The sequence below is a fragment of the Thermopolyspora sp. NPDC052614 genome (assembly GCF_040678635.1).
Classification (GTDB): domain Bacteria; phylum Actinomycetota; class Actinomycetes; order Streptosporangiales; family Streptosporangiaceae; genus Thermopolyspora.
The window spans coordinates 527,298-547,243 of the sequence record NZ_JBFATZ010000006.1 but is presented as its reverse complement, the minus strand read 5'-3'; the positions used below and the strand labels follow the sequence as shown (position 1 = coordinate 547,243).

The window sequence follows — 19,946 nt, the reverse complement described above, 5'->3', positions numbered from 1 at the left end:
GCTACCGCCCCGGCGAGGTCATGCGGCGGCTGGTCCAGGCCCGCGACCAGACCTGCCGCTTCCCCACCTGCCGCCGCCCCGCCACCGGCTGCGATTTGGACCACACCCGCCCCTACGACGAAAAGGGCCCCACCTGCCCATGCAACCTCGCCGCGCTATGCAGGCGGCATCATCGCCTGAAGCAGACAGATGGGTGGAAACTCACCCAGCCCAGCCCCGGCACCCTGGTGCGGGAAACCCCCGCCAAACGCACCCACACCGTCCGCCCCGACCGCTACCCCCTATGACAACCCCCGGGGGCAACACCCCCCACCCCACAACCACCCCCGCAAGAACCCCCGCAACGGACCCCGGCAAGGACCCCGGCAAGGACGAGGCGAGGACGCCGGACGGAGCACCTCGCCACCGGCCGGTACCGCCGCGCATGCCGCCTCGGCTGCCCGTTCCGCCTGCTGGTTCGGGCGGAAGACCGGCCCTGGCACTGATTCGGTGATCTTCCGCCGGTTGGCCGCGGGGTTGCCGACGGTGCCGGATGGCGATCTCGGAGTCGCCTTCGGTCTTCTTCTCCTTTGCTTGGCCGGCCAGGCGGACTGGCTGGGCAGGCCGAGCAGGCCGGTACGGATTCTCGGGCCGGAACCCGCAGCATCACGGCGGCGTGCTCGCGGTGCGGGACGGCTCTCCGGCGCGTGCACGGCGGCGGGCAGCGGGTGCGCGACACGGCGGCCGACAGCCGGGAGAGGGTGCCTCACCTGCGGTACGGCGGGATCGATATGGCAACGGCGACGACTGCGATGCCAAGACCGTCGGCCTGAGCGGGTGCCCCGGGCTGACCGGCGGGAGCGGGAAACGATCGTTTGTGTTCCTTGCTCGCCGACCCGCGGACAAGGCCATGCGGCACGCCCGCGACCGGGTCCGGGAGATCACCTCCCGGCGCTGGATGCTACTGCGGCCGGAGGCGGTCGCGGAGAGGATGATCGCGGAGAGGACGAATATTGCCATTTCAACTCGACTCCTGCACGCCTGCTCTGACCTGCACGATCAAGTTGGAAAAGTTGGAAGAGCCTCAGAGATTCGTGTCTCGATGTGGGAGGTCTGCGGTGCTCGTCCGCTTCCCGCCGCACGATCTGGTCGGTGTCGCCCTCCAGCGGCTGCTCGGCCCAGCCGGTGCCGGGCTCGCCGGTCACCACCGCCCGGTCGGCGGCCACAGGGCGGCCGGTGGAGGACCAGCGCACCTTCAGCGGCAGTGGCTGACGCACCCGCCGCAGCGCCGCTTCATGCATCCACTGCCTGCGCACCTGCACCGCCAGCGCGGTCGGCGCGCGACCCAGCACCACCGCCGGAATACGGCGGGCAGTTGATTTCGAACCAGGTGGTCGTGCCGGTGGTGTCGCGGGTGAAGCCCCAGCGGGTGGCGAGGAGGTCGACCAGGTGGAGGCCTCGGCCGCCGTCGGAGAGGTCGTCGGCGTCCGGGCGCAGGCAGGGGGTTGTGGGGGAGCCCTCGTCGGCCACCTCGATGCGGAGGTGGTCGTGGATGCCCAAGACGGCCATGGTGATCGTGCCGTTGAGGTGGTTGGTGGCGTGGCGGACGCTGTTGGTGATGAGTTCGGTGGTGAGCAGCAGGACGGTGTCCAGGACGTCGGCGGGGCCGGGGGAGAGGAGTCTGGTCAGGTAGGAGCGGGCGTCGGTGACGTTGCGCGCGGTGGCGGGGAACTTGAGAGCACCGAGGATGATGGTGCCGGGCACCGGGCGCTCGTGGTCGCCGGGGGAGGGTGGGAGGGGCGTGATGTGTCGCCGGGTCCAGCGGCGGGCCGCGTCCCACTGCCGGATTCGTCGCAGTGCGTCGTTCGGGGTGATGCCCATGGAGCCGTGTCTCCTGAGTGTCCTGGATGAGTGCTGGAAACGTTGACGCGCGGAGCCGTAGCTGATGTACGGTGCGCTTACGTTCGCACTCAGTGGGTAATCAGGCCAGGCCGGATTGCCGATGGGTATTCGCTGGGTTTTCGGGGAGGGTGGGTTTCGTTGCCTGCTGCTCGCAAGCACACGATGAGGTATTTGTCCCTTGCGCACTATTTTGGTGCTTTGGTGCGCGATCTTCGTGACAGCTACCCCGAGCGTGTAGGTGAGTCGCTGACGATCGCCCAACTCGCCGCGCGCTCGGGCTATTCGGTCTCCATGATCGGTGCGATCGAACGTGGTGAGAATCTGCCGGATGGGGGCGATCGCGTTCGGGCGCTCGATGACGCGCTGTGCGCCAGCGGTCAATTGATAGGTTTGTGGCCATTGGTGCAACGGTTGGGCCGTCACCGGGTAGACGATCTGATTGCCGCCGTTGAGAGTGGAAATACATATGTCGCCTCTCAACGTCAGGAAGACGACATGGAACGACGCCTGCTCTTTCGTCTCGCCGGACTGGGGCTGCTGACCGGAGGCCCTGCGGGCGCGGGGGCGGAACCGCTACGGCAACAGATCGAACAGCTTTTGGGCGCCACCGAAACCTATTCCGACGAGCACTGGCAGGCGGTGTGTCAAAACTACGACCACGCGGTACACGCCCAGCCTCCTACCGAGGTACGGGACAACCTGATTCTCGACCTTTCGATTCTCAAGCGGTCGCTTGCCGTTTCGGACGCCGAACGCGTACGCGAACTGCAGCGGACCACGGCCTGGCTGGCTGCCCTGCACGCCAATGTCCTCACCAGGCTCGGTGATTTCGGCGGTGCCCAGCGGTGGTGGGTGACCGCGCGACACGCCGCCGACGAGTCCGGTGATCTGGACATGCGTGTGCTGGTGCGTGCCAAAGAGGCGCTGTTCGGCCTGTACGCCCCTCGTACGCCGGAAAGCATGATCTCGGTGGCGCTTGCCGCCCAGGAGCTGGCGAAGGGACGGCTCTCCACCGGTCTGCTCATCGCCGTCGCCACCGAGGCCCAGGCGCTGGCCGTATTGGGAAGGGCTCGGGAAGCGCAGGGAAGACTTGCGCAGTTGGAGGACCTTTCGGGCAGGTTCGGCCAGCGGCCGAACCTCGGGTGGACCGATGACGCGGCATGGTTCACCGCGAGTTGGGTGCACTCCCACGCGGGGGCGATGGATGCGGCCGAAGCCGCGCGTGAGGAAGCGCGGAAACGCTCGCCCTTCTATCAGAACAGCGCCAATCTGCGGTTGCACGAGGCCATCACCCTTGCGCGCGAAGGCGGCCACGAGGAGGCGCTGGGCCTGGCCACCGAAATCATCTCCGGCCTCCCACGGACGTACCGGACTCAGATGATTCTGCACACCGGGCGGCAGGTGGAGAATGTGATCCCGCTCGATCGCCGGAAGGGGAGCGCCTACGCCGACTATCGGGCGGCGATGGCCGGAACGCTGGTCTGAGTCACGGCTCGGTCCGCCGGTCGGACGTCGGTTCTGCGGTTTGCCGGCTGCGGAGGATCGCGCTGAGGGCCTGTACGGCGAGGCGTTGTGTGCGTTCGGTTCCGATCGTGTCGAGATTGCCGAGTGAGGCCAGGCCGTACAGGGTGCCTCAGACGATTCCGCGCCTCGGCTACGGCGTCGCAGGCGAACGAGGCGTGTCATGGGGGTCGGCCTACGAGCTCGTGCGGCGGTTCGGCAGCCAGAGTGTGATGACGAGGGCGAGGGCGGTGAAGCCGATCGACCACCAGAAGGCGTGGTCGAAGGCGAGGGCGGCACCGGCGGGGCCCTGGGCGGCGCGGGCGGCGAGTTCGCGGTCGAGGATGACGGCGAGTACGGCGGTGCCGAACGAGCCGCCGATCTGCTGGGCGGTACGGGTGATGATGCTGGCGTGGGGGATCTGCCCGTGATCGAGCCCTTCGTAGGCGCTGGCCATGACGGGGACCGTCACGGCGCCGAGGCCGATGCCGCGGACGACCAGGGCGGCGGCGAGCCACCATTCCGAGGTCGCGGCGCCGGCCTGCGCGAACGGCAACGTGCCGAGGGCCACGATCAGCAGGCCGGTGAAGGTGATCCACCGGCCGCCGAACCGGTCGGTGAGCAGTCCGGCGGTGGTGCGGCTCAGCAGCACGCCGATGCCCTGCGCGCCGATCAGGAGACCGGCCGCGATCGCGCCGTGCGCGCGTACCTGCTGGAAATAGAGCGGCACGAGCAGCATCGCGCCGTAGAGCACGAAGCCGTTTAGGAACATCAGGGCGCTCGACGCGGTGAACGAGGGGAATCGGAACAACCGCAGGTCGATGAGGGGCTCGCCGCGCATCGTCAGCGCCCGTACGGAGAAGGCGGCGATGATCGCGACGCCGGCGATGAGCGGCACGAGCACCTCGGCCTGCGCGAAGCCGGCTGTGTCACCGGCCCGGGACAGCCCGAAGATGACCGCGGCGATGCCCGGAGCGAGCAGGGCCAGCCCCGCCGCGTCGAGGGTGGCGGTTCGGTCGGCGCGGCCCGGCGGCATCATGCGCCAGGCCAGCAGGAGGCCGACCAGGCAGAACGGCACGTTCACCCAGAAGATCCACCGCCAGGTGAGGTGCTGCACGATCAGGCCCCCGAGCACCGGGCCGAGCACCGGGCCCAGCACCACGGGCAGCGAGATGACCGCGGTGGCCCGGCCGAGCGAGCGTCCGCCCGCGGCCTGGACCAGCAGGGTCTGCATCACGGGCAGCATGAGGCCGCCGCCGATGCCCTGGACGATCCGGAACGCGATCAGGACCGGCGCGTTCGCCGCGAGGCTGGCCCCGACCGATCCGGCCAGGAACACGGCCAGCGCGAACATCCACACGTTCTTGCCGCCGAACCGGTCCAGCAGCCATCCGGTGACGGGCACCACGATGCCGAGGGCGAGCAGGTATCCGGTGGTGGCCCATTGGATGGTCGAGACCGGGACGTGCAGGTCGCGCCCGAGCGTGTCGAGGGCGATGTTGACGATGGTGGTGTCGAAGACGACGGCGAGCAGGCCCGTCAGCAGCACGATCGCGAGCCGGATGAACGCCGGGTCCAGGCGTTGCGGGGCGGGATCGGCTGAGGGTTGCGAGATGGTCATGGCACCCCTTCAGGAAGTTTTAGATACGCCATGTATCTAAGTTGCGTCCGGCGGTTTTGTCAATAAGATGCGTTGTGTATCTAAAGAGGAGGATGCGTGGCCCGCGACAGCGCGACCCGGCGACGCGGGGCCAAGCTCGAAGAGGCCCTGCTCGACGCCGCCTGGGACGAACTGGTGGCGGTCGGGTACGGCCGCTTCACGATCGAAGGAGTGGCACAGCGGGCCCAGACCAGCCGGCCGGTCGTCTACCGCCGCTGGCCCAGCCGCGCCGACCTCGCCAAGGCGGCGATCGCCCACCACGCACGCAAGGAACCGGTCGTCATGCCCGACACCGGAACCCTGCGCGGCGACCTGATCGAACTGCTCCGGGCGACCTTCCGCCGGCTCGAACTCGCGGCGTTGATCGCCATCCAGATGGGCGAGTACTTCGCTGAGACCAAGTCGACCCCCGCGGACCTGCGCGAGGAGTACCTGGCCGCACGCCAGCGGCCGCCCATGATGGAGAAGATCCTGCAACGCGCCGCCGAGCGGGGCGAGATCGACCCGGGGTGCCTCACCCCGCGGATCATGGCCCTGCCCGCCGACCTCCTCCGCCACGAACTCCTCATGACCCAACGGCCGATCCCCGACGAGGTGATCACCGAGATCGTCGACGACATCTTCCTGCCCCTGGTGCGTATGCGCATGGGCAAGAAGGCCGACACCGAATCGCTCACTGGCTAGGACGCGGCGGGGCGGCGGCGAACAGGCCGGTGCCGCGGTTGACGGCATCCGTCCCCGCGGTGGATGAGGTGGATGACGTGTGGCCGGTCAGTCGAGCGGTGGAAGGTCGTCGAGGTCGGAGAGGGTGGCGGCCACCCGGGCGGCGGTGTCGCGCAGCCAGATGTGCGCGGCGTCGTAGGTGTGCACCGGGTGCCACCACAGGGCCTCCTGCAGCGTGACCGCCGGGAAGGGGCAGGGAAGCGCGCGGACGGGGGCGAGGTCGCGCAGCAGGCAGGCGAGGCGGCGCTGGATCAGGGCGACGCGGCGGGTGCCGGCGACCAGGGCCGGGAGGAGCTGGAAGCTCTGCACGGAGACGTCCACGTGCGGGTCCAGGCCGAGCATGGAGAGCTGGCGGTTGACGGGCGCGTCGAACGTGCGCTGGTAGACCGCCCACGGCAGCCGGGCCAGGTCGCCCATGGTGACGCGCTCGCCGACCTCGGGGTTGTCGGCGGAGACCAGGCACACCCACTCGTCGCGGTACAGCTCCACGGCGGGCATGTCGCTGATGATGCCGTGCGGCATGAACATGCCGTCCACGCCGCTGAGGCCGGACTCGGGGTTCTCCACGACGTCGGACGTGGCGTGCCGGAAGCGCAGTTTCACGCCGGGGGCGGCGGCCTGCAGGGTGCGGGCGAGCTCGACGCCGAAGACCGCGATCGCGTAGTCGGAGGACAGCAGGGTGAACTCGTGCCGTTCGGTGGCGGGGTTGAAGTCGGCTCGGCTGGTGAACAGGCGCTCCAGCATGGCGTACGCGGTGGCGACGGGGGCGCGCAGGGACGTGCCGAGCGGCGTCAGCTCGTAGCGGTTGCCGTGCCGTACCAGCAGCTCGTCGGAGAAGTGGCGGCGCAGGCGGGCGAGGGCGGCGCTCATGGCGGGCTGGCTGAGGCCGATCCGGGCGCCGGCGCGGGTGACGTTGCGCTCCTCCAGCAGGGCGCGCAGGGCGACCAGGAGGTTGAGGTCGAGCCTTTCGAGGTTCACGGGGGCGGTCCTAGGTATCCATCGCGTGGATGAGGTTGATCTGAAGAATCAATTTCCGTGATTGGGGCGGATAGGTCAAGGTTAGGGGCACCGCACCCCGGAGGAAATCTCGTGGAAACATCTCCGTCCTTCGCGGGCCCGTTCGCGCTCGGCACCTTCTCCGTCGGGACCGGCCCGGCGTTCCCCGGCCTGGTCGCCGGGGAACGTGTCCTGGACCTGCGCACCGTCCCCGCGCTCGACCTGCCCGAACCCACGACCCGCGCCCTGCTGGAACGATGGGACGACGTCCTGCCGCTGCTGCGCGACGCCGCCGCCTCGACGGCCGGGGAGTGGCTGCCCCAGGGGGAGCTGCGGGTGCACGCGCCCGTCGAACCCCGGCAGGTGCTGCAGTCCGGGGCGAACTACCGCACCCACGTGATCGATCTCGCGGTGGCGCACGAGCCCGCCGACGGCCGGCCCGCCGAACAGGTGCGGGCCGAGGCTGCCGCGGTGATGGACCGCCGCGCCGCCGAGGACCTGCCGTACCTGTTCATCGGCCTGGCCTCGTCGATCACCGGCCCGTACGACGACGTCGTCCTCCCGGCGTGGTGCGCGCAACCGGACTGGGAGCTGGAGCTCGCCGCCGTGATCGGCCGGCCCGCCTTCCGGGTCGCGCCGCAGGACGCGCTCGCGCACGTCGCCGCGTACACGATCGCCAACGACATCACCGCCCGCGACGCGGTGTTCCGCCGGGACATGCCGGCGATCGGCAGCGACTGGCTGCGCGCCAAGAACGCGCCCACGTTCACCCCGCTCGGGCCGTACCTGGTCCCGGCCGCCTTCGTCGGCGCCCCCGGCGACCTGCGGGTGACGCTGCGGCTCAACGGCGAGGTGATGCAGGACGAGTCCACCAAGGACATGATCTTCGACGTGGCGCGGCTGGTGTCCTACGCCTCGCGGACCGTACGGCTGCTCCCGGGCGACCTGATCCTCACCGGCAGCCCGGCCGGAAACGGCATGCACTGGGGCAGGCTGCTGCGCCCCGGCGACGTCATGGAGGGCACCATCAGCGGGCTGGGCCTGCAGCGCAACCGCTGCGTCGCCGAGGAGGCGTGATGCCCGACCGGACGAACCCCGAGGCGGTCGCCAAGTACTCCAACCGGGGCTTTCCAGCCCCCGCACCAGGTCGCCATCCCGCACATCGGCCTGCTCGTCGGCGAGATGTGGGCCCGGACGCCCTCGCCGAGCACTGCGCCGGCGACGGCCGCTACGAGTTCCTCCTCGTCGCAGCCCCGCCGCCGATCATCGGCGCGGTCGGATCCCCCGTCAACCCCATCACGATCAAGTGAGCCCCCCATGCCAGCAGTAGGAAACGTCCTCATCGTCGGCTGCGGCACGGCGGGATCGGCCCTGGCGATCCCGCTCGCCCGCGCCGGCGTCGCCGTCGACGTCGTCGAGATCAAACCCGGCGTCACCGCGCTCGGCTCCGGCATCACGCTGCAGGGCAACGCCCTGCGGGTGCTGCGCGACCTCGGCGTCTGGGACGAGGTACGCGCCGCCGGTTTCCCGTTCGACTCGCTCGGGCTGCGCGCCCCCGACGGCACCCTCCTCACCGAGATCCCCGACACCCGCACCGGCGGGCCCGACCTGCCCGCCACCGTCGGCATGAACCGCCCCGAACTCGCCGCCATCCTCGCCAAGGCCGTGCGCGAGGCGGGGGCACGGGTCGAATTCGGGGTGACCGTCGACACGCTCACCGACATCGGCGACGGCGTGCGGGCGTTGCTCTCCGACGGGACCTCCGGCACGTACGACCTGGTCGTGGGCGCCGACGGCATCCGCTCGGCGGTGCGCGCGATGATCGGCATCGACGTCGCCCCCAAGCCCACCGGCATGGGCATCTGGCGCGTGCACACCCGCCGCCCCGCCGCGATCGAGCGCACCGACCTCATCTACGGCGGCCCCTGCTTCATCGCCGGCTACTGCCCGACCGGCCCCGACACCATGTACGCCTACCTGGTGGAGAAGGCCCGGCCGCGCGAGTCGATCGCCGACGCCGACAAGCCCGCGCTCATGCGCGCCCTCGCCGAGGGGTACGGCGGGCCCTGGACGGAGATCGCCAAGGACATCACCGACCCGGACCGCATCAACTACACCTGGTTCGAGTCCCTGCTGGTCGACCGCCCGTGGAACCGCGGCCGCGTCGTGCTGATCGGCGACGCCGCCCACGCCTGCCCGCCGACCCTCGCCCAGGGCGCGGCCCAGTGCCTGGAGGACGCCGCCGTGCTGGCCGAGCTGCTGCTCGCCGCCGACCGGCTCGACCAGTCGCTGTTCGACGCCTTCATGGACCGCCGCCACGACCGGGTCCGTACCGTCGTCGAGGCCTCGCTGCAGCTCGCCGAGTGGCGGCTGCACCAGGTCGACGACGCCGACCTGCCCGGCCTGATGGCCCGCGTCACCGCCCTCGTGTCGGAGCGCCCGTGACGACCGTCGACGTACACGCGCACGTGCTCCTGCCGGAGGTCGAGCAGGCCGTCGCCGGGCGGCCCGGCCTCGCCGAGCTCCGGGCGCTGGAGGACCGGCGCAACGGCCCGGCCGCGCTGGAGGTCAACGGCCCGATGATCGCCGAGCGCCTGCCGCGGCTCACCCGGGTCGAGGCACGGCTCGCCGACATGGACGCCGCCGGCGTCGACATGCAGATCGTCAGCCCGTCGCCGTCGCACTACCACTACTGGGCCGACGCCGACCTGGCCCGCACCGTGTGCCGCCTGGCGGCCGAGGGGGTGGCCGCGCACTGCGCCCAGGCCCCCGACCGGCTGCACGGCCTCGGCCTGGTCCCGCTCCAGCATCCCGAGCTGATGATCGAGGCGCTCGACCACGCCCTCGGCCTGGGCCTCAAGGGCGTGGAGATCTCCTCGCACGCGCCCGGCCGCGAGCTGTCCGACCCGGCGTACGAGCCGTTCTGGGCGCACGCGGCCGCCACCGGCGCGGTGGTGTTCCTGCACCCGTTCGGCTGCACCCTCGACGAGCGCCTGGACCGCTTCTACCTGTCCAACATCGTCGGCCAGCCCGTGGAGAACGCCGTCGCGCTCTCCCACCTGATCTTCGCGGGCGTGCTCGACCGGCACCCCGGCCTGAAGATCCTCGCCGCCCACGGCGGCGGCTACCTGCCGACGTACACCGGCCGCGCCGACCACGGCTGGCGCGTCCGCCCCGACGCCCGCCGCTGCGCCGAGCCGCCCAGCGCGTACCTGCGGCGCATCTGGTTCGACTCCCTCGTCTACGAGCCGGCCGCCCTGCGCGCCCTGATCGACGCCGCCGGGATCACCCAGGTGCTCCTCGGCTCCGACCACCCCTTCGACATGGGCGTCACCGACCCCCTCGACCGGGCGCGCGCCGCGCTCGGCGACGGCCCCGAGCTGGACGCCGTACGCGGTGCCAACGCCCTTGCCCTGTTCGACCTGAAGGACTGAAATGTCACGACTCATCACCCATCTACGGCACGTCGACCTCGCCGTGCCCGACTTCGACCGGCAACGCGACTTCTACGCGGGCGTGTGGGGGCTCACCGAGGTCGCCTCCGACACCGGCATCAGCTTCCTCGCCGCCGAGGGCTCGCCCGAGCAGTACATCATCCGGCTGCGCAAGGACGCCGACAAGCGCCTCGACCTCGTCTCCTTCGGCGCCGCCACCCCGGCCGACGTCGACGCCCTCGCCGAGCGCCTGCGCGCCGCCGAGGTCTCGCTGATCACCGAGCCCGGCGCGCTCACGACCCCCGGCGGCGGATACGGCTTCCGCTTCTTCGACGGCGACGGCCGTACCGTCGAGGTCTCCGCCGACGTCGCCGTCCGCGCCCACCGCAAGCTGGAGCCCAAGGAGTCGGTCCCCGTACGGCTCTCGCACGTCGTCCTCAACTCCCCGGACATCGACGCCACCCGCGCCTGGTACGAGACCCACCTGAATTTCGCCCTGTCCGACACCCTCGCCCACCCGCGCATGGGCCAGATGATGCACTTCATGCGCTGCAACCCGCAGCACCACAGCCTCGCCATCGCCCGCGGCCCGCACGTCTCGCTGCACCACGTCAGCTTCGAACTGCGCGGCGTCGACGAGTTCATGTACGGCACCGGCCGCCTCCTGCGCGCCGGTGTCCGCATGATCTGGGGCCCGGGCCGCCACCTCGCCGGAGACAACACCTTCTCCTACTTCCTCGACCCGCACGGCAACACCGTCGAGTACACCACCGAACTGGAGGAACTCGACGAGGACACCTGGCACCCGCAGGTCCACGACTTCACCCGGCCCGAGGTCTCCGACCAGTGGGGCACGGCGAACCCGGCCAACGAACTGATCGCCAAGGAGTCCTTCAACAACGTCGACCGCGGCCTCTACGTCGCCCCGCCCGTCTGATGCGCGCCGCCACCTTCACCGACCGGGGCACCCACGGGGGCCGGGTCCGCTCCGGCATCGTCGACGGGGAGACGGTCCGCCCGTTCCCCGACGGCGTCGGCCTGCTCGACCTCATCCGCGACGACCGCCTCACCGAGGCCGAAACCCTCGCCCTCGACCCGATCCCACTGGCCGACGTCCGGCTCCTCGCCCCGTTCCAGCCGCCCACCGTCCGCGACTTCGTCGCCTTCGAGGAGCACGTCGAGGGCATGCGCAGGGGCGCCGACCCCTCCTCCGGCGGCACGCCCCCCGACGCCTGGTACGAGGCCCCCGCCTTCTACTTCACCAACCCCTACGCCGTGACCGGCCCGTACGACGAGGTGCCGGTGCCGCCCGGCTGCCGGACGTTCGACTTCGAACTGGAGGTCGCCGCCGTCATCGGCCGGCCCGGCCGCGACCTCACCCCGTGGCAGGCCCGCGACCACATCGCCGGCTACCTCATCATGAACGACTGGTCCGCCAGAGACCTGCAGGGCCGCGAGATGCAGGTCGGCCTAGGCCCGGCCAAGGGCAAGGACACCGCCACCACCCTCGGCCCCTGGCTCGTCACCGCCGACGAACTGGAGCCCTACCGGGATACCGACGGCCTCCTGCGCCTCGCCCTCACCGCCACGGTCAACGGCGTCGAGGTCGGCCGCGACCTGCTGTCCAACATGAGCTGGCCGTTCGAGGACCTCGTCGCCTACGCCTCACGCGGCACCTGGGTCCACCCCGGCGACGTGCTCGGCTCGGGAACCTGCGGCAACGGCGGCTGCCTCGCCGAACTCTGGGGCCACCGCGGCACCCAGGACCCGCCCCCGCTGCGCCCGGGCGACGTGGTCGAACTGACCGTCGAAGGCATCGGCTCGATCCGCAACACCGTCGTCGCGGGGGTCCCGCAGATCCCCGTCCCGCCCGCGAGGAAACGTCCCCGAACCCGCCCCTGACCGACGCTCCGGCGCCGATGCCGGGCGTGCGCCCTGGCGGCGTCGGCGTCCTCGAACACGTCCTTGATCATGTCACCGCCGCTGATACGCGCCGATGATATGTATGGCGGATGCTCTCTCTCCCCCGGAGGGTCCGCGGGCGGGCGTGGAGCGTCCGCCGATGGCTTTCCCTGCTCCTCTGCCTGGCCCTGCTGGGAGTCGCCGTGCCGGCCTCGGCCGCCCGGCCGCCGTCCTGGCCGTATGCCTCGCGGCCGTGCGCGCATAAGGCGGCGACGGCCGAGCCTCGGGCGTTCCCGGAACCCGTGATCCTCGGCGGGGACGGGCACACGGACGTGACGGCCGTCGCGCTCGGGACCCTGGGCGAGCGGCCCGTGGCGGTCAGCGCGGGGGAGGAGGGCACCCTGCGCGTGTGGGGCCTGCCCGGGCTTGAGCCGATCGGGGAACCGGTGCCGGTCGGCCGGGACGTCGACACGATCATCTCCCAGGAGTTGTTCGGGCGGCGGCTCACCGTGCCCGCCGCCGGCCCGGCGGATTCGGCCACCGCCCGTTGGAACGGCCGCGCCGTCAAGGCGACCGCGGACGACGAGCTTCATGTGACGGACGCGGCGTCCGGGCGACAGATCGGGCCACGCATCGACCTGGGGGAGGACAACGGCGTCTACGGACTCGAACTCATCACCCTGAACGGCAGGCTCACCGCCGTGACCGCCGACGACGGCGGCGACGAGAACGTGCCCGGCCCGATTCCCCTGCGGTTCTGGGACGTCGCGAGCGGCACCCGCCTCGACGGCATCGAAGGCGACTTCGGCGCGGTACGGCAGACCCGGATGAACGGCAGGACCGTCCTGGTGACGGTGAACCGGGGCGTTTTCTCCACGGGTACGGCCCGCCGTGAGGCAGGCACCCTCTCCGTCTGGGATCCCGTCTCGCGGCGGGAGATCGCGTTCCTGCCCGGGCACCCTCCGCCGCCCGAGCCCAAAGGCGTCAGCCGCGGCGCCGTCCAGCGGATCTCGCTGGCCGTGGGCGAGTTCCGCGGCCGGCCGGTCGCGCTCACCGGCGGCGGCGACAACACCGTCAGGCTCTGGGACCTCGCCGCCGCCGGGCAACTGGCCGCGACCGTGCCGCCCGGCCACACCGACGAGATCGCCTCGATCGCGATGACCGAGGCCGCGGGCCGTCCGGCGGCGGTCACCAAGGGCCGGGACGGCCAGACCATCGTCTGGGACCTGGTCACCGGCCGCAGGACCGCTCTTCCGGCGCCCGGCCCGTACGCCGCCGCCCGCGACATCCCGGCCGCCCGCCTCGACGCCGGCAGCGTGATCATGCGGGAGGACGCGGGAAGCCCCCGTTTCTGGGACCTGGACGTCTCCGAGCCGCCGGGCGGATGGAAGATCGGCGACGTGCAGGTCGCCCGCCTCGGCGACCGCCCCGTCCTGCTCGGCAGAAGCGGCGCCCACGTATGGCTGAAGGACGCGGCGAGCATGAGCCCCATCGGCAGGCCGGTACGGCTCGGCAAACGCGTCCCGATGAGCCTCGCGGCCCTGGCGGACCTCGACGGCAGGCCCGTCCTCCTCGTCAACCTGGACGGCCGCACCCGCATCCTGGACTTCACGACCGGCCGGCGACTCGGCTCGGTGCGCGGTGTCGCCTCAAGCGAGGCCGTGATCGGCGTGACCCGGCTGCGCTGCACCACGGCCGTGCTGACACCCCGCCGCAACACCCTCCACCTGTGGGACCTGCGGACCGGCCGGCACCTGACCCGCCCCCTCCCCGGCCACGGCGCGAGAGTGGGGAACATCCTGTTCGGCAGGCTCGGCGACATTCCCATCGCCGTCACCTCCTCGGCGGACGGCGACATCCGCGTCTGGAACCTCCTCGAAGGACGCCTGATCGGTGAGCCGCTCAAGGCGGGCAACCGCTACCCCGTCCTGGCCTTGGGCGACGTGAACGGGCACGAGGTACTGCTGGCCGGCGGAAAGAGCGAAAGAATCCGCATGTGGCGGCTGAGCTAACGCCCGCCCAGCCTGTGGCCGAGGGCGTGCCGACGCGCCGGGGCGGGAGAGGTCCCGGCACGTCGTCCGACGATCAGTTGGAACGGTAGAGTCCGGCAGTCGGTGACGTCGTCGCCGGTGAATTCGATGTCAATGCCGCCCGGGTGGGTGCCGAGGGCGTGGTGGACCTCGAAGAAGCCGACGACCTCGTCGAGGATGTCGTCGAGGCGGCGGGTCTTGTGGCCGCTTGGGGCCTCGAAGGTGTTGCCGTGCATGGGGTCGCAGATCCAGGTGACCTGGGCGCCGCTCGTCGACACCTTCACCACCAGCGTGGAGAGAAACGGCTATTGGTTGAAGTTCGCCGTATACGGTGGAGAACATGCCAAACGGGACTATCTCTAGACTTTGGTTGCCGACAACAATCCTGATTTGCTGCCTGGCGGCTGCAGGTTGCGAGCTTCCATCTGCGGATCCAGAAGGGCGTCCTGCACGCGGGGCGCACCGCTCTGACTCGCTGGCATCCATCATCAGTGCGATCGAAAGGCAATTCGCGCGGAGAAGCAGCGTCCGGACTATCACTAAAACACGCGATAGTTATGCGGACGCCGTCGTGATCACTAATACTTCGGGACGATATCGGTTCGCAAGTTCGGGAGTGTTTGCATGCAGTATCAGTGAGATGCAGGAAGGACGCCGCTTCAGGCTGATCAATGTAGGTCGTGATAGTTATACTAGTGATGCGAATTACGCAAGGCTTCCTGAGGGAAAGGTGTGGATCCATTGGCGGGATGTTGATGGTTTTGTATGGACCAAGGATCTGATCGACGCAATCAATCCGAAGTTCTTGAAGATTGCGGCTTCAGGAGAGGTCATCAGTTCTCCTGGCGGTATGGTCGGTGGGGCCGCCACGAGCCTTTACTCTGGTGCCTTCAGTGTGGCACAGCTCGAGACGAAGAGCATGGGAACCGCCTTTAGCCTGAAGAAGACGTCTTGGGCCGGAGGGCGAATTGAATGGAAAATATGGGCTGGCCCAGATGGCTTGCCGCGCCGCTTCTACGTGATCATCAGATTCAATGTGCCCGCAGGACGGAGTCGAACTATCGTCGCGGATACCTCGTGTATGGCGTGGGGAAAATCTGTGGATATCAGTCCTCCACCCGCGAGTCGCACAGTAGACAGCCATGAGTTACGTCACGGGTAGACCGAATCTAAGATGCCGCACAGGGAAGGAATCGGTGGAGAAATTGTAGATATGCATGGTCCCCTGCCTCGGGCTACAGTTTGGCCGGCCGGACTGACATCGGAGATCAAATATCGGTAGAGCTGGGCATCGCCCTATATTATGAAGTAACCAGAAACGGGCGCGATCCCAGAACGTTAACCGTTCAGGAAGTAATGGGTGTCATATTGTCAGGACTTCCTACTTATGAGGATGCGGGCGCGAGTCAGGTCAAAAGGGTATGAAGAAGCCATCGAAAGGGTTTGTGAAAATTTTATATGCGTTCATTGGTACTGCTACCCTTCTTTCTGCTGTAGCAGTCGGGGTCACAATGTTGGGCAGTGCCGACATTAGTGGTGCCAATGACATCCACCCGGTACACCTGCTTGCAGATATGAAGGATCTTCCTGAAGAGCCCTTCATTCGCTTCCAGAGTGCGGCTGCCACGATAAGTCCTCTTACTGAACATTTCGGTGCGGATCATTTCGGATCGAACGGATACGCGCAACGTGGTTGGGGTGTTCATCGCAATGAGGACTTGCTCCTGGAGACTGTTCTGCGCTATGCAAATGGAGCGTCAGCAAAAGCCGAATCCGCCGCAGCTCCATATGGGCGAATCTTCAATGATCCGATCTATCTAGATCATATTCAGAAGGTGGATCTGGCGGAGGCCGATCTGATAGCTGATTCTGCCGCCATGGGCTGTGTGAACAGATATCCGGATCGGCGGCCGCAATGCCTTGGCTGGGCGTTCGGGGGGCGATATGGTAATTATGTCGTAGAGATTACATACAATGCCGATCGTGATCCGGCTTATAAACGTGGTCTAGAGCAAGAAGTATTCCTGGACCTGGTTAAAGCCATGGACCGACATATCGCCAAATTGAATATCAACTAGAACTCGTGCTGCCGCGCCACCGCCTTAAGCGTCTCCAGCTCGGCGTCGTCGTGCGCCGACCCGATGTGCTCGATCTCTCGTGACCCGCGCCGGGAGGAGTACACGATCTGCACCGCACGGGCACCTGACGCGGCTTTCACCGTCCGCACGTACGGAGACATGGTCACCAGGGTAGAGACGTGATCGATTCAGTGCGCACTTTGTCAACGAACACGCCGCTTTCCATGGTTGCTAGCACACTTTTCGCCGCTCTCGGCGAAGAACCACGAGGTCAGCGGCCCGCACTCAGCCGTGATCTTGAGACGTGGGGCATGTCAGGATTTAGTTGGGTTGGCTCGCCGAGCCAGGGGTAACGCGCAGATGCTCTACTGCTGGTCACTGTAATATTCGCACCGATCTGGCCTCGTTCTGCGACCACCTGGCCCTGCACGGCCCCGGCAACGGCCGCGCCATCGCCGACGAACGCCACTCGGCCCAGCCCCGCACCTCCTCCTGGGCCGCTCTGCGTCGCCGGGCTATGGCGTCCGCGATTTCGGGGGCTATCCGCAGAACCCCAGTTGCACGCGCCGATGGCGGGCTTGGGCGGATAGTTGTAGTTGTTGGCGAGCGACCGGCGGTACGCCCCCGTCGCCGTATATCCTGCGCGGTACCGGCGTCCACGCCGCGTAACCTTCACTTGTCATCCGCCAGGGCCTGTGCGGATGGGTGATTGTTCGACCGATGGAATGCACGCGGGATGCTCGGCTGCTCGCGGCTCGACGACCACGCAACGAGTATTCGAAGCCGGATGGACGCTTCGAAGACCATGCGGCCCTACCCGCGGCCGAGGGCTCAACGGTGAATCGACGCGGTCAGGTGCCGGCGACGTGCTGGGGTGGGAGACCCCAGCCCCAGCACGTCGTGCGGTGATCAGTTGGAGCGGTAGAGCTCGGCGACGCGGAAGGCCAGGTCGAGGGACTGGCTGCGGTTGAGGCGGGGGTCGCAGGCGGTCTCGTAGCGCAGGCCGAGGTCGGACTCGTCGATGGGGTGGCCGCCGCCGACGCATTCGGTGACGTCGTCGCCGGTGAATTCGATGTGGATGCCGCCGGGGTGGGTGCCGAGGGCGTGGTGGACCTCGAAGAAGCCGACGACCTCGTCGAGGATGTCGTCGAGGCGGCGGGTCTTGTGGCCGCTTGGGGCTTCGAAGGTGTTGCCGTGCATGGGGTCGCAGATCCAGGTGACCTGGGCGCCGCTCGTTGAGACCTTTTCCACCAGCGTGGGGAGGGCGTCGCGGATCTTTGTGGCGCCCATGCGGGTGATGAAGGTGAGGCGGCCCGGCTCGTTGTCGGGGTTGAGCCTGTCGATGAGGGCGAGTGCGTCCTCGGGGGCGGTGGTGGGGCCGAGTTTCACGCCGATCGGGTTGCGGATGCGGCTGAAGAACTCGACGTGCGCGCCGTCGAGTTGGCGGGTGCGCTCGCCGATCCACACCATGTGCGCCGACACGTCGTACGGCAGGCCGGTGCGCGAGTCGACGCGGGTCAGCGCCCGGTCGTAGTCGAGGATGAGCGCCTCGTGCGAGGAGTACAGCTCGACGGTGTGGAACTCCGGGGCGTCGGCGCCGCAGGCGTGCATGAACTGGATGGCCTTGTCGATGTCCCTGGCGAGGCGCTCGTAGCGCTGCCCGGCGGGGGACTCGGCGACGAAGTCCTGGTTCCAGGCGTGCACCTGGCGCAGGTCGGCGTACCCGCCCTTGGTGATGAAGGCCCGGCACAGGTTGAGCGTCACCGCCGCGGAGTGGTAGGCGCGCAGCAGGCGGCGCGGGTCGGGGACGCGCGACTCGGGGGTGAAGTCGAAGCCGTTGACCATGTCGCCCCGGTACGCGGGCAGCTCGACCCCGTCGCGTACCTCGAAGGGCTTGGAGCGCGGCTTGGCGAACTGCCCGGCCAGCCGTCCGATCTTCACGACCGGGACGCTGCCCGCGTAGGTGAGCACGACCGCCATTTGCAGCAGCGTCTTGAGCTTGTTGCGGACGGCGTCGGCGGTGGCGCCGGCGAAGGTTTCGGCGCAGTCGCCGCCCTGCAGGACGAACGCCTCGCCCCGCGAGGCCGCGGCGAGCCGCTCCTTGAGCTGGTCGCACTCCCCGGCGAACACCAGGGGCGGCAGCGTCGCCAACTCGGCGACGACCTCGTCGAGCGCCGCGCGGTCCGGCCAGTCGGGCTGCTGCGCGGCCGGAAGGCGGCGCCAAACGTCGAGGTCGATGGGGTCCCTGGTCACGAGCCCTCCTTAGCCGGCCGTGGCCGCCTCGTGCCCTGGATCATGTTCATACTCGTTCGCTCGCTCACGACACACCAGGTTATTGCACCCGCACCGCCCCTAATGCGTCTTAGTGCGCGTCGAGAGACATCCCTCACCACCCATTTGCCGGACCGGGCGGGAAACCTGGCCAGCGGAATGCCTGTTCAATCCTTTCTGATGATTTTCGTCCGGAATGGCGTCACGGTCGCTCGGCGGCGTTGCCGAAGCGCGCGTGCTCGGGGAGCACGCCGACGCTTACGAAACGGGCGAGCGCGTCGCTGAGCACGGGCACGCGGGAGACGTCGGGAGGAATGGGGATCGGGCGGGACGAGCCGGCCAGCGCCGGGCGGATGATCCGGTCCTGCACCACCCGCTGCGCGAACTGGACGACGGCGGCGCTGAAGGCGCGGCGGCGCTGCACCCTGGCGAGCAGCGACTCGGGGATCGGCTCGCCGCGCAGCAGGGCCGGGCCGAGCAGGTTCGCCGTGGCCACCGCGTCCTGGATCGCCAGGTTGATGCCGATGCCGAAGACCGGGGACATCGCGTGCGCGGCGTCGCCGATGCACAGCAGGCCGGGGCGGTGCCAGCGGCGCAGCCGGTTCAGCTTGACCTGGAGCATGCTGATGTCGTCGAACCCGGACAGCCCGGCCACCCGGTCGGCGAGGAAGGGCATCAGTTCGGCGACCGTGCGGCGCAGCGAGGCGATGCCCTGGGCCTTGAGCGCCTCGAAGCCGTCCTTGGGGAACAGGAGCGCGAGCTGCCAGTACGTGCCCCGGTTGATCGCCACCATGGGGCGGCCGGCCGCCAGGCGCAGGAACGTGTCCTCGCGGTCGGACGGCACGCGGGGGAGCCGGAACCACGCCACGTCCATGGGCGCGCCGAACTCGCGGGGGCGCAGCAGGGCGGCGCGTCGTACGTCGGAGTGCCTGCCGTCGGCGCCGATCGTGAGCTCGGCGCGGATCTCGTGCTCGCCGCCCGGGGTGCGGTAGCGCAGGCCGCGTACCCGGTCGCCCTCGCGGACGATGCCGTGCGCCTCGGCGTTCATCAGCAGGCGGAAGGTCGGGTAGCGTCGGGCCTCGGAGATGATCAGGTTGAGGAAGTCCCACTGCGGAACGAAGGCGATGTACCGATATTTCCCGGGAAGTCGCCTAAGATCGGCGAGGGAGACCGTGCCCTGATCGGTCTCCACGCTCACCCCGTACGCCTTGCGGTGAGGGAGTTTGTGGAATTCCTCGGCCAGCCCGAGCTCGTCGATCAACTGCAGCGTCGAGGGATGGATGGTATCCCCCCGGAAGTCGCGCAGGAAGTCGCCGTGCTTCTCCAGCAGGGTCACCTCGACGCCGCCGCGCGCCAGCATCAGCGCGAGTACGGCTCCCGCCGGCCCGCCGCCGGCGATCACACATGCGGTTCGCATATTTCATCACCCGTTGAAAGTCTATCCCGCGCCATCCGGACCCGAAAAAGTTCT

General features: G+C 69.1%; 19 protein-coding genes. 12 read left to right on the top strand and 7 right to left on the bottom strand.

Features of this window, described 5'->3' with window-relative positions:
• Positions 1–287: HNH endonuclease signature motif containing protein (locus AB0K60_RS16865; protein WP_364054833.1), on the top strand; the 287-nt coding region annotated here is incomplete at its 5' end.
• Positions 288–1,272: 985 nt separating this feature from the next.
• Here the strand turns inward: AB0K60_RS16865 and AB0K60_RS16860 are convergent.
• A complete protein-coding gene (locus AB0K60_RS16860; RefSeq protein ID WP_364054830.1) occupies positions 1,273–1,860 on the bottom strand; it encodes an ATP-binding protein in 588 nt (195 codons plus the stop codon).
• A 222-nt stretch (positions 1,861–2,082) separates the two neighbouring features.
• On the opposite strand from AB0K60_RS16860, the gene AB0K60_RS16855 reads away from it, so the two are divergent.
• A complete protein-coding gene (locus tag AB0K60_RS16855) occupies positions 2,083–3,366 on the top strand; it encodes a helix-turn-helix transcriptional regulator (RefSeq protein ID WP_364054877.1) in 1,284 nt (427 codons plus the stop codon).
• Between the two features lie 211 nt (positions 3,367–3,577).
• Here the strand turns inward: AB0K60_RS16855 and AB0K60_RS16850 are convergent, their stop codons facing one another.
• Positions 3,578–5,002 (bottom strand): MDR family MFS transporter, encoded by a 1,425-nt coding sequence (locus AB0K60_RS16850; protein ID WP_364054827.1) that lies wholly within the window; start codon positions 5,000–5,002, stop codon positions 3,578–3,580.
• 96 nt (positions 5,003–5,098) lie between these two features.
• Between AB0K60_RS16850 and AB0K60_RS16845 the strand changes: the two genes are divergently transcribed.
• Positions 5,099–5,725 (top strand): TetR/AcrR family transcriptional regulator, encoded by a 627-nt coding sequence (locus AB0K60_RS16845; protein ID WP_364054824.1) that lies wholly within the window; start codon positions 5,099–5,101, stop codon positions 5,723–5,725.
• An 87-nt stretch (positions 5,726–5,812) separates the two neighbouring features.
• Here AB0K60_RS16845 and AB0K60_RS16840 read toward each other — a convergent pair whose 3' ends face one another.
• Entirely contained in the window at positions 5,813–6,742 is a 930-nt protein-coding gene (locus AB0K60_RS16840; RefSeq protein ID WP_364054821.1) for a LysR family transcriptional regulator, read from the bottom strand.
• Between the two features lie 111 nt (positions 6,743–6,853).
• Between AB0K60_RS16840 and AB0K60_RS16835 the strand changes: the two genes are divergently transcribed.
• The 7 genes from AB0K60_RS16835 (at position 6,854) to AB0K60_RS16805 (ending at position 14,108) form a co-directional block, all read left to right on the top strand.
• Positions 6,854–7,837, top strand: coding sequence for a fumarylacetoacetate hydrolase family protein (locus tag AB0K60_RS16835; RefSeq protein WP_364054818.1), 984 nt, complete (start codon positions 6,854–6,856; stop codon positions 7,835–7,837).
• On the top strand, positions 7,837–8,070 hold the full coding sequence (locus AB0K60_RS16830; protein ID WP_364054815.1) for a hypothetical protein: 234 nt from the start codon (positions 7,837–7,839) through the stop codon (positions 8,068–8,070). The genes AB0K60_RS16835 and AB0K60_RS16830 overlap by 1 nt, the downstream gene beginning before the upstream one ends.
• A 7-nt stretch (positions 8,071–8,077) precedes the next feature.
• Positions 8,078–9,205, top strand: coding sequence for an FAD-dependent oxidoreductase (locus AB0K60_RS16825; protein WP_364054812.1), 1,128 nt, complete (start codon positions 8,078–8,080; stop codon positions 9,203–9,205).
• Positions 9,202–10,194 carry an amidohydrolase family protein gene (locus AB0K60_RS16820; RefSeq protein WP_364054809.1) on the top strand — a complete coding sequence of 331 codons (993 nt, stop codon included), beginning with the start codon at positions 9,202–9,204 and terminating at the stop codon, positions 10,192–10,194. Before AB0K60_RS16825 ends, AB0K60_RS16820 begins: the two co-directional genes overlap by 4 nt.
• Before the next feature lies 1 nt (position 10,195).
• Positions 10,196–11,131 (top strand): VOC family protein, encoded by a 936-nt coding sequence (locus AB0K60_RS16815; RefSeq protein ID WP_364054806.1) that lies wholly within the window; start codon positions 10,196–10,198, stop codon positions 11,129–11,131.
• Positions 11,131–12,096, top strand: a complete 966-nt coding sequence (locus AB0K60_RS16810; protein WP_364054803.1) for a fumarylacetoacetate hydrolase family protein — start codon at positions 11,131–11,133, stop codon at positions 12,094–12,096. Before AB0K60_RS16815 ends, AB0K60_RS16810 begins: the two co-directional genes overlap by 1 nt.
• A gap of 110 nt (positions 12,097–12,206) precedes the next feature.
• Positions 12,207–14,108, top strand: a complete 1,902-nt coding sequence (locus AB0K60_RS16805; RefSeq protein ID WP_364054800.1) for a WD40 repeat domain-containing protein — start codon at positions 12,207–12,209, stop codon at positions 14,106–14,108.
• Here AB0K60_RS16805 and AB0K60_RS16800 read toward each other — a convergent pair.
• Positions 14,105–14,413 (bottom strand): 3-deoxy-7-phosphoheptulonate synthase, encoded by a 309-nt coding sequence (locus tag AB0K60_RS16800; protein WP_364054797.1) that lies wholly within the window; start codon positions 14,411–14,413, stop codon positions 14,105–14,107. The genes AB0K60_RS16805 and AB0K60_RS16800 overlap by 4 nt on opposite strands.
• Positions 14,414–14,766: 353 nt before the next feature.
• Between AB0K60_RS16800 and AB0K60_RS16795 the strand changes: the two genes are divergently transcribed.
• Positions 14,767–15,288 carry a hypothetical protein gene (locus AB0K60_RS16795; RefSeq protein ID WP_364054794.1) on the top strand — a complete coding sequence of 174 codons (522 nt, stop codon included), beginning with the start codon at positions 14,767–14,769 and terminating at the stop codon, positions 15,286–15,288.
• Positions 15,289–15,547: 259 nt separating this feature from the next.
• Entirely contained in the window at positions 15,548–16,204 is a 657-nt protein-coding gene (locus tag AB0K60_RS16790) for a hypothetical protein (RefSeq protein ID WP_364054791.1), read from the top strand.
• On the opposite strand, the gene AB0K60_RS16785 is transcribed toward AB0K60_RS16790, so the two are convergent.
• The 3 genes from AB0K60_RS16785 to AB0K60_RS16775 form a co-directional block, all read right to left on the bottom strand.
• Positions 16,201–16,365, bottom strand: coding sequence for a hypothetical protein (locus tag AB0K60_RS16785; RefSeq protein ID WP_364054880.1), 165 nt, complete (start codon positions 16,363–16,365; stop codon positions 16,201–16,203). The two genes, AB0K60_RS16790 and AB0K60_RS16785, sit on opposite strands and share 4 nt — an antisense overlap.
• Before the next feature lie 748 nt (positions 16,366–17,113).
• Complete coding sequence (locus tag AB0K60_RS16780) at positions 17,114–18,457, bottom strand: class II 3-deoxy-7-phosphoheptulonate synthase (protein ID WP_364054788.1); 1,344 nt, start codon at positions 18,455–18,457, stop codon at positions 17,114–17,116.
• A gap of 220 nt (positions 18,458–18,677) precedes the next feature.
• The gene (locus AB0K60_RS16775) at positions 18,678–19,892 is read right to left on the bottom strand and encodes an FAD-dependent oxidoreductase (protein WP_364054785.1); all 1,215 of its coding nucleotides are present in this window, start codon (positions 19,890–19,892) and stop codon (positions 18,678–18,680) included.
• Positions 19,893–19,946 lie beyond the last annotated feature (54 nt).

Excerpts from the sequence above, each read along its gene's own strand:
- AB0K60_RS16860 (WP_364054830.1), bottom strand. The coding sequence starts at position 1,860 with ATGGGCATCACCCCGAACGACGCACTGCGACGAATCCGGCAGTGGGAC.
- AB0K60_RS16850 (WP_364054827.1), bottom strand. The coding sequence starts at position 5,002 with ATGACCATCTCGCAACCCTCAGCCGATCCCGCCCCGCAACGCCTGGAC.
- AB0K60_RS16830 (WP_364054815.1), top strand. The coding sequence starts at position 7,837 with ATGCCCGACCGGACGAACCCCGAGGCGGTCGCCAAGTACTCCAACCGG.
- AB0K60_RS16825 (WP_364054812.1), top strand. The coding sequence starts at position 8,078 with ATGCCAGCAGTAGGAAACGTCCTCATCGTCGGCTGCGGCACGGCGGGA.
- AB0K60_RS16815 (WP_364054806.1), top strand. The coding sequence starts at position 10,196 with ATGTCACGACTCATCACCCATCTACGGCACGTCGACCTCGCCGTGCCC.
- AB0K60_RS16810 (WP_364054803.1), top strand. The coding sequence starts at position 11,131 with ATGCGCGCCGCCACCTTCACCGACCGGGGCACCCACGGGGGCCGGGTC.
- AB0K60_RS16805 (WP_364054800.1), top strand. The coding sequence starts at position 12,207 with ATGCTCTCTCTCCCCCGGAGGGTCCGCGGGCGGGCGTGGAGCGTCCGC.
- AB0K60_RS16795 (WP_364054794.1), top strand. The coding sequence starts at position 14,767 with ATGCAGGAAGGACGCCGCTTCAGGCTGATCAATGTAGGTCGTGATAGT.
- AB0K60_RS16790 (WP_364054791.1), top strand. The coding sequence starts at position 15,548 with ATGAAGAAGCCATCGAAAGGGTTTGTGAAAATTTTATATGCGTTCATT.
- AB0K60_RS16785 (WP_364054880.1), bottom strand. The coding sequence starts at position 16,365 with ATGTCTCCGTACGTGCGGACGGTGAAAGCCGCGTCAGGTGCCCGTGCG.
- AB0K60_RS16775 (WP_364054785.1), bottom strand. The coding sequence starts at position 19,892 with ATGCGAACCGCATGTGTGATCGCCGGCGGCGGGCCGGCGGGAGCCGTA.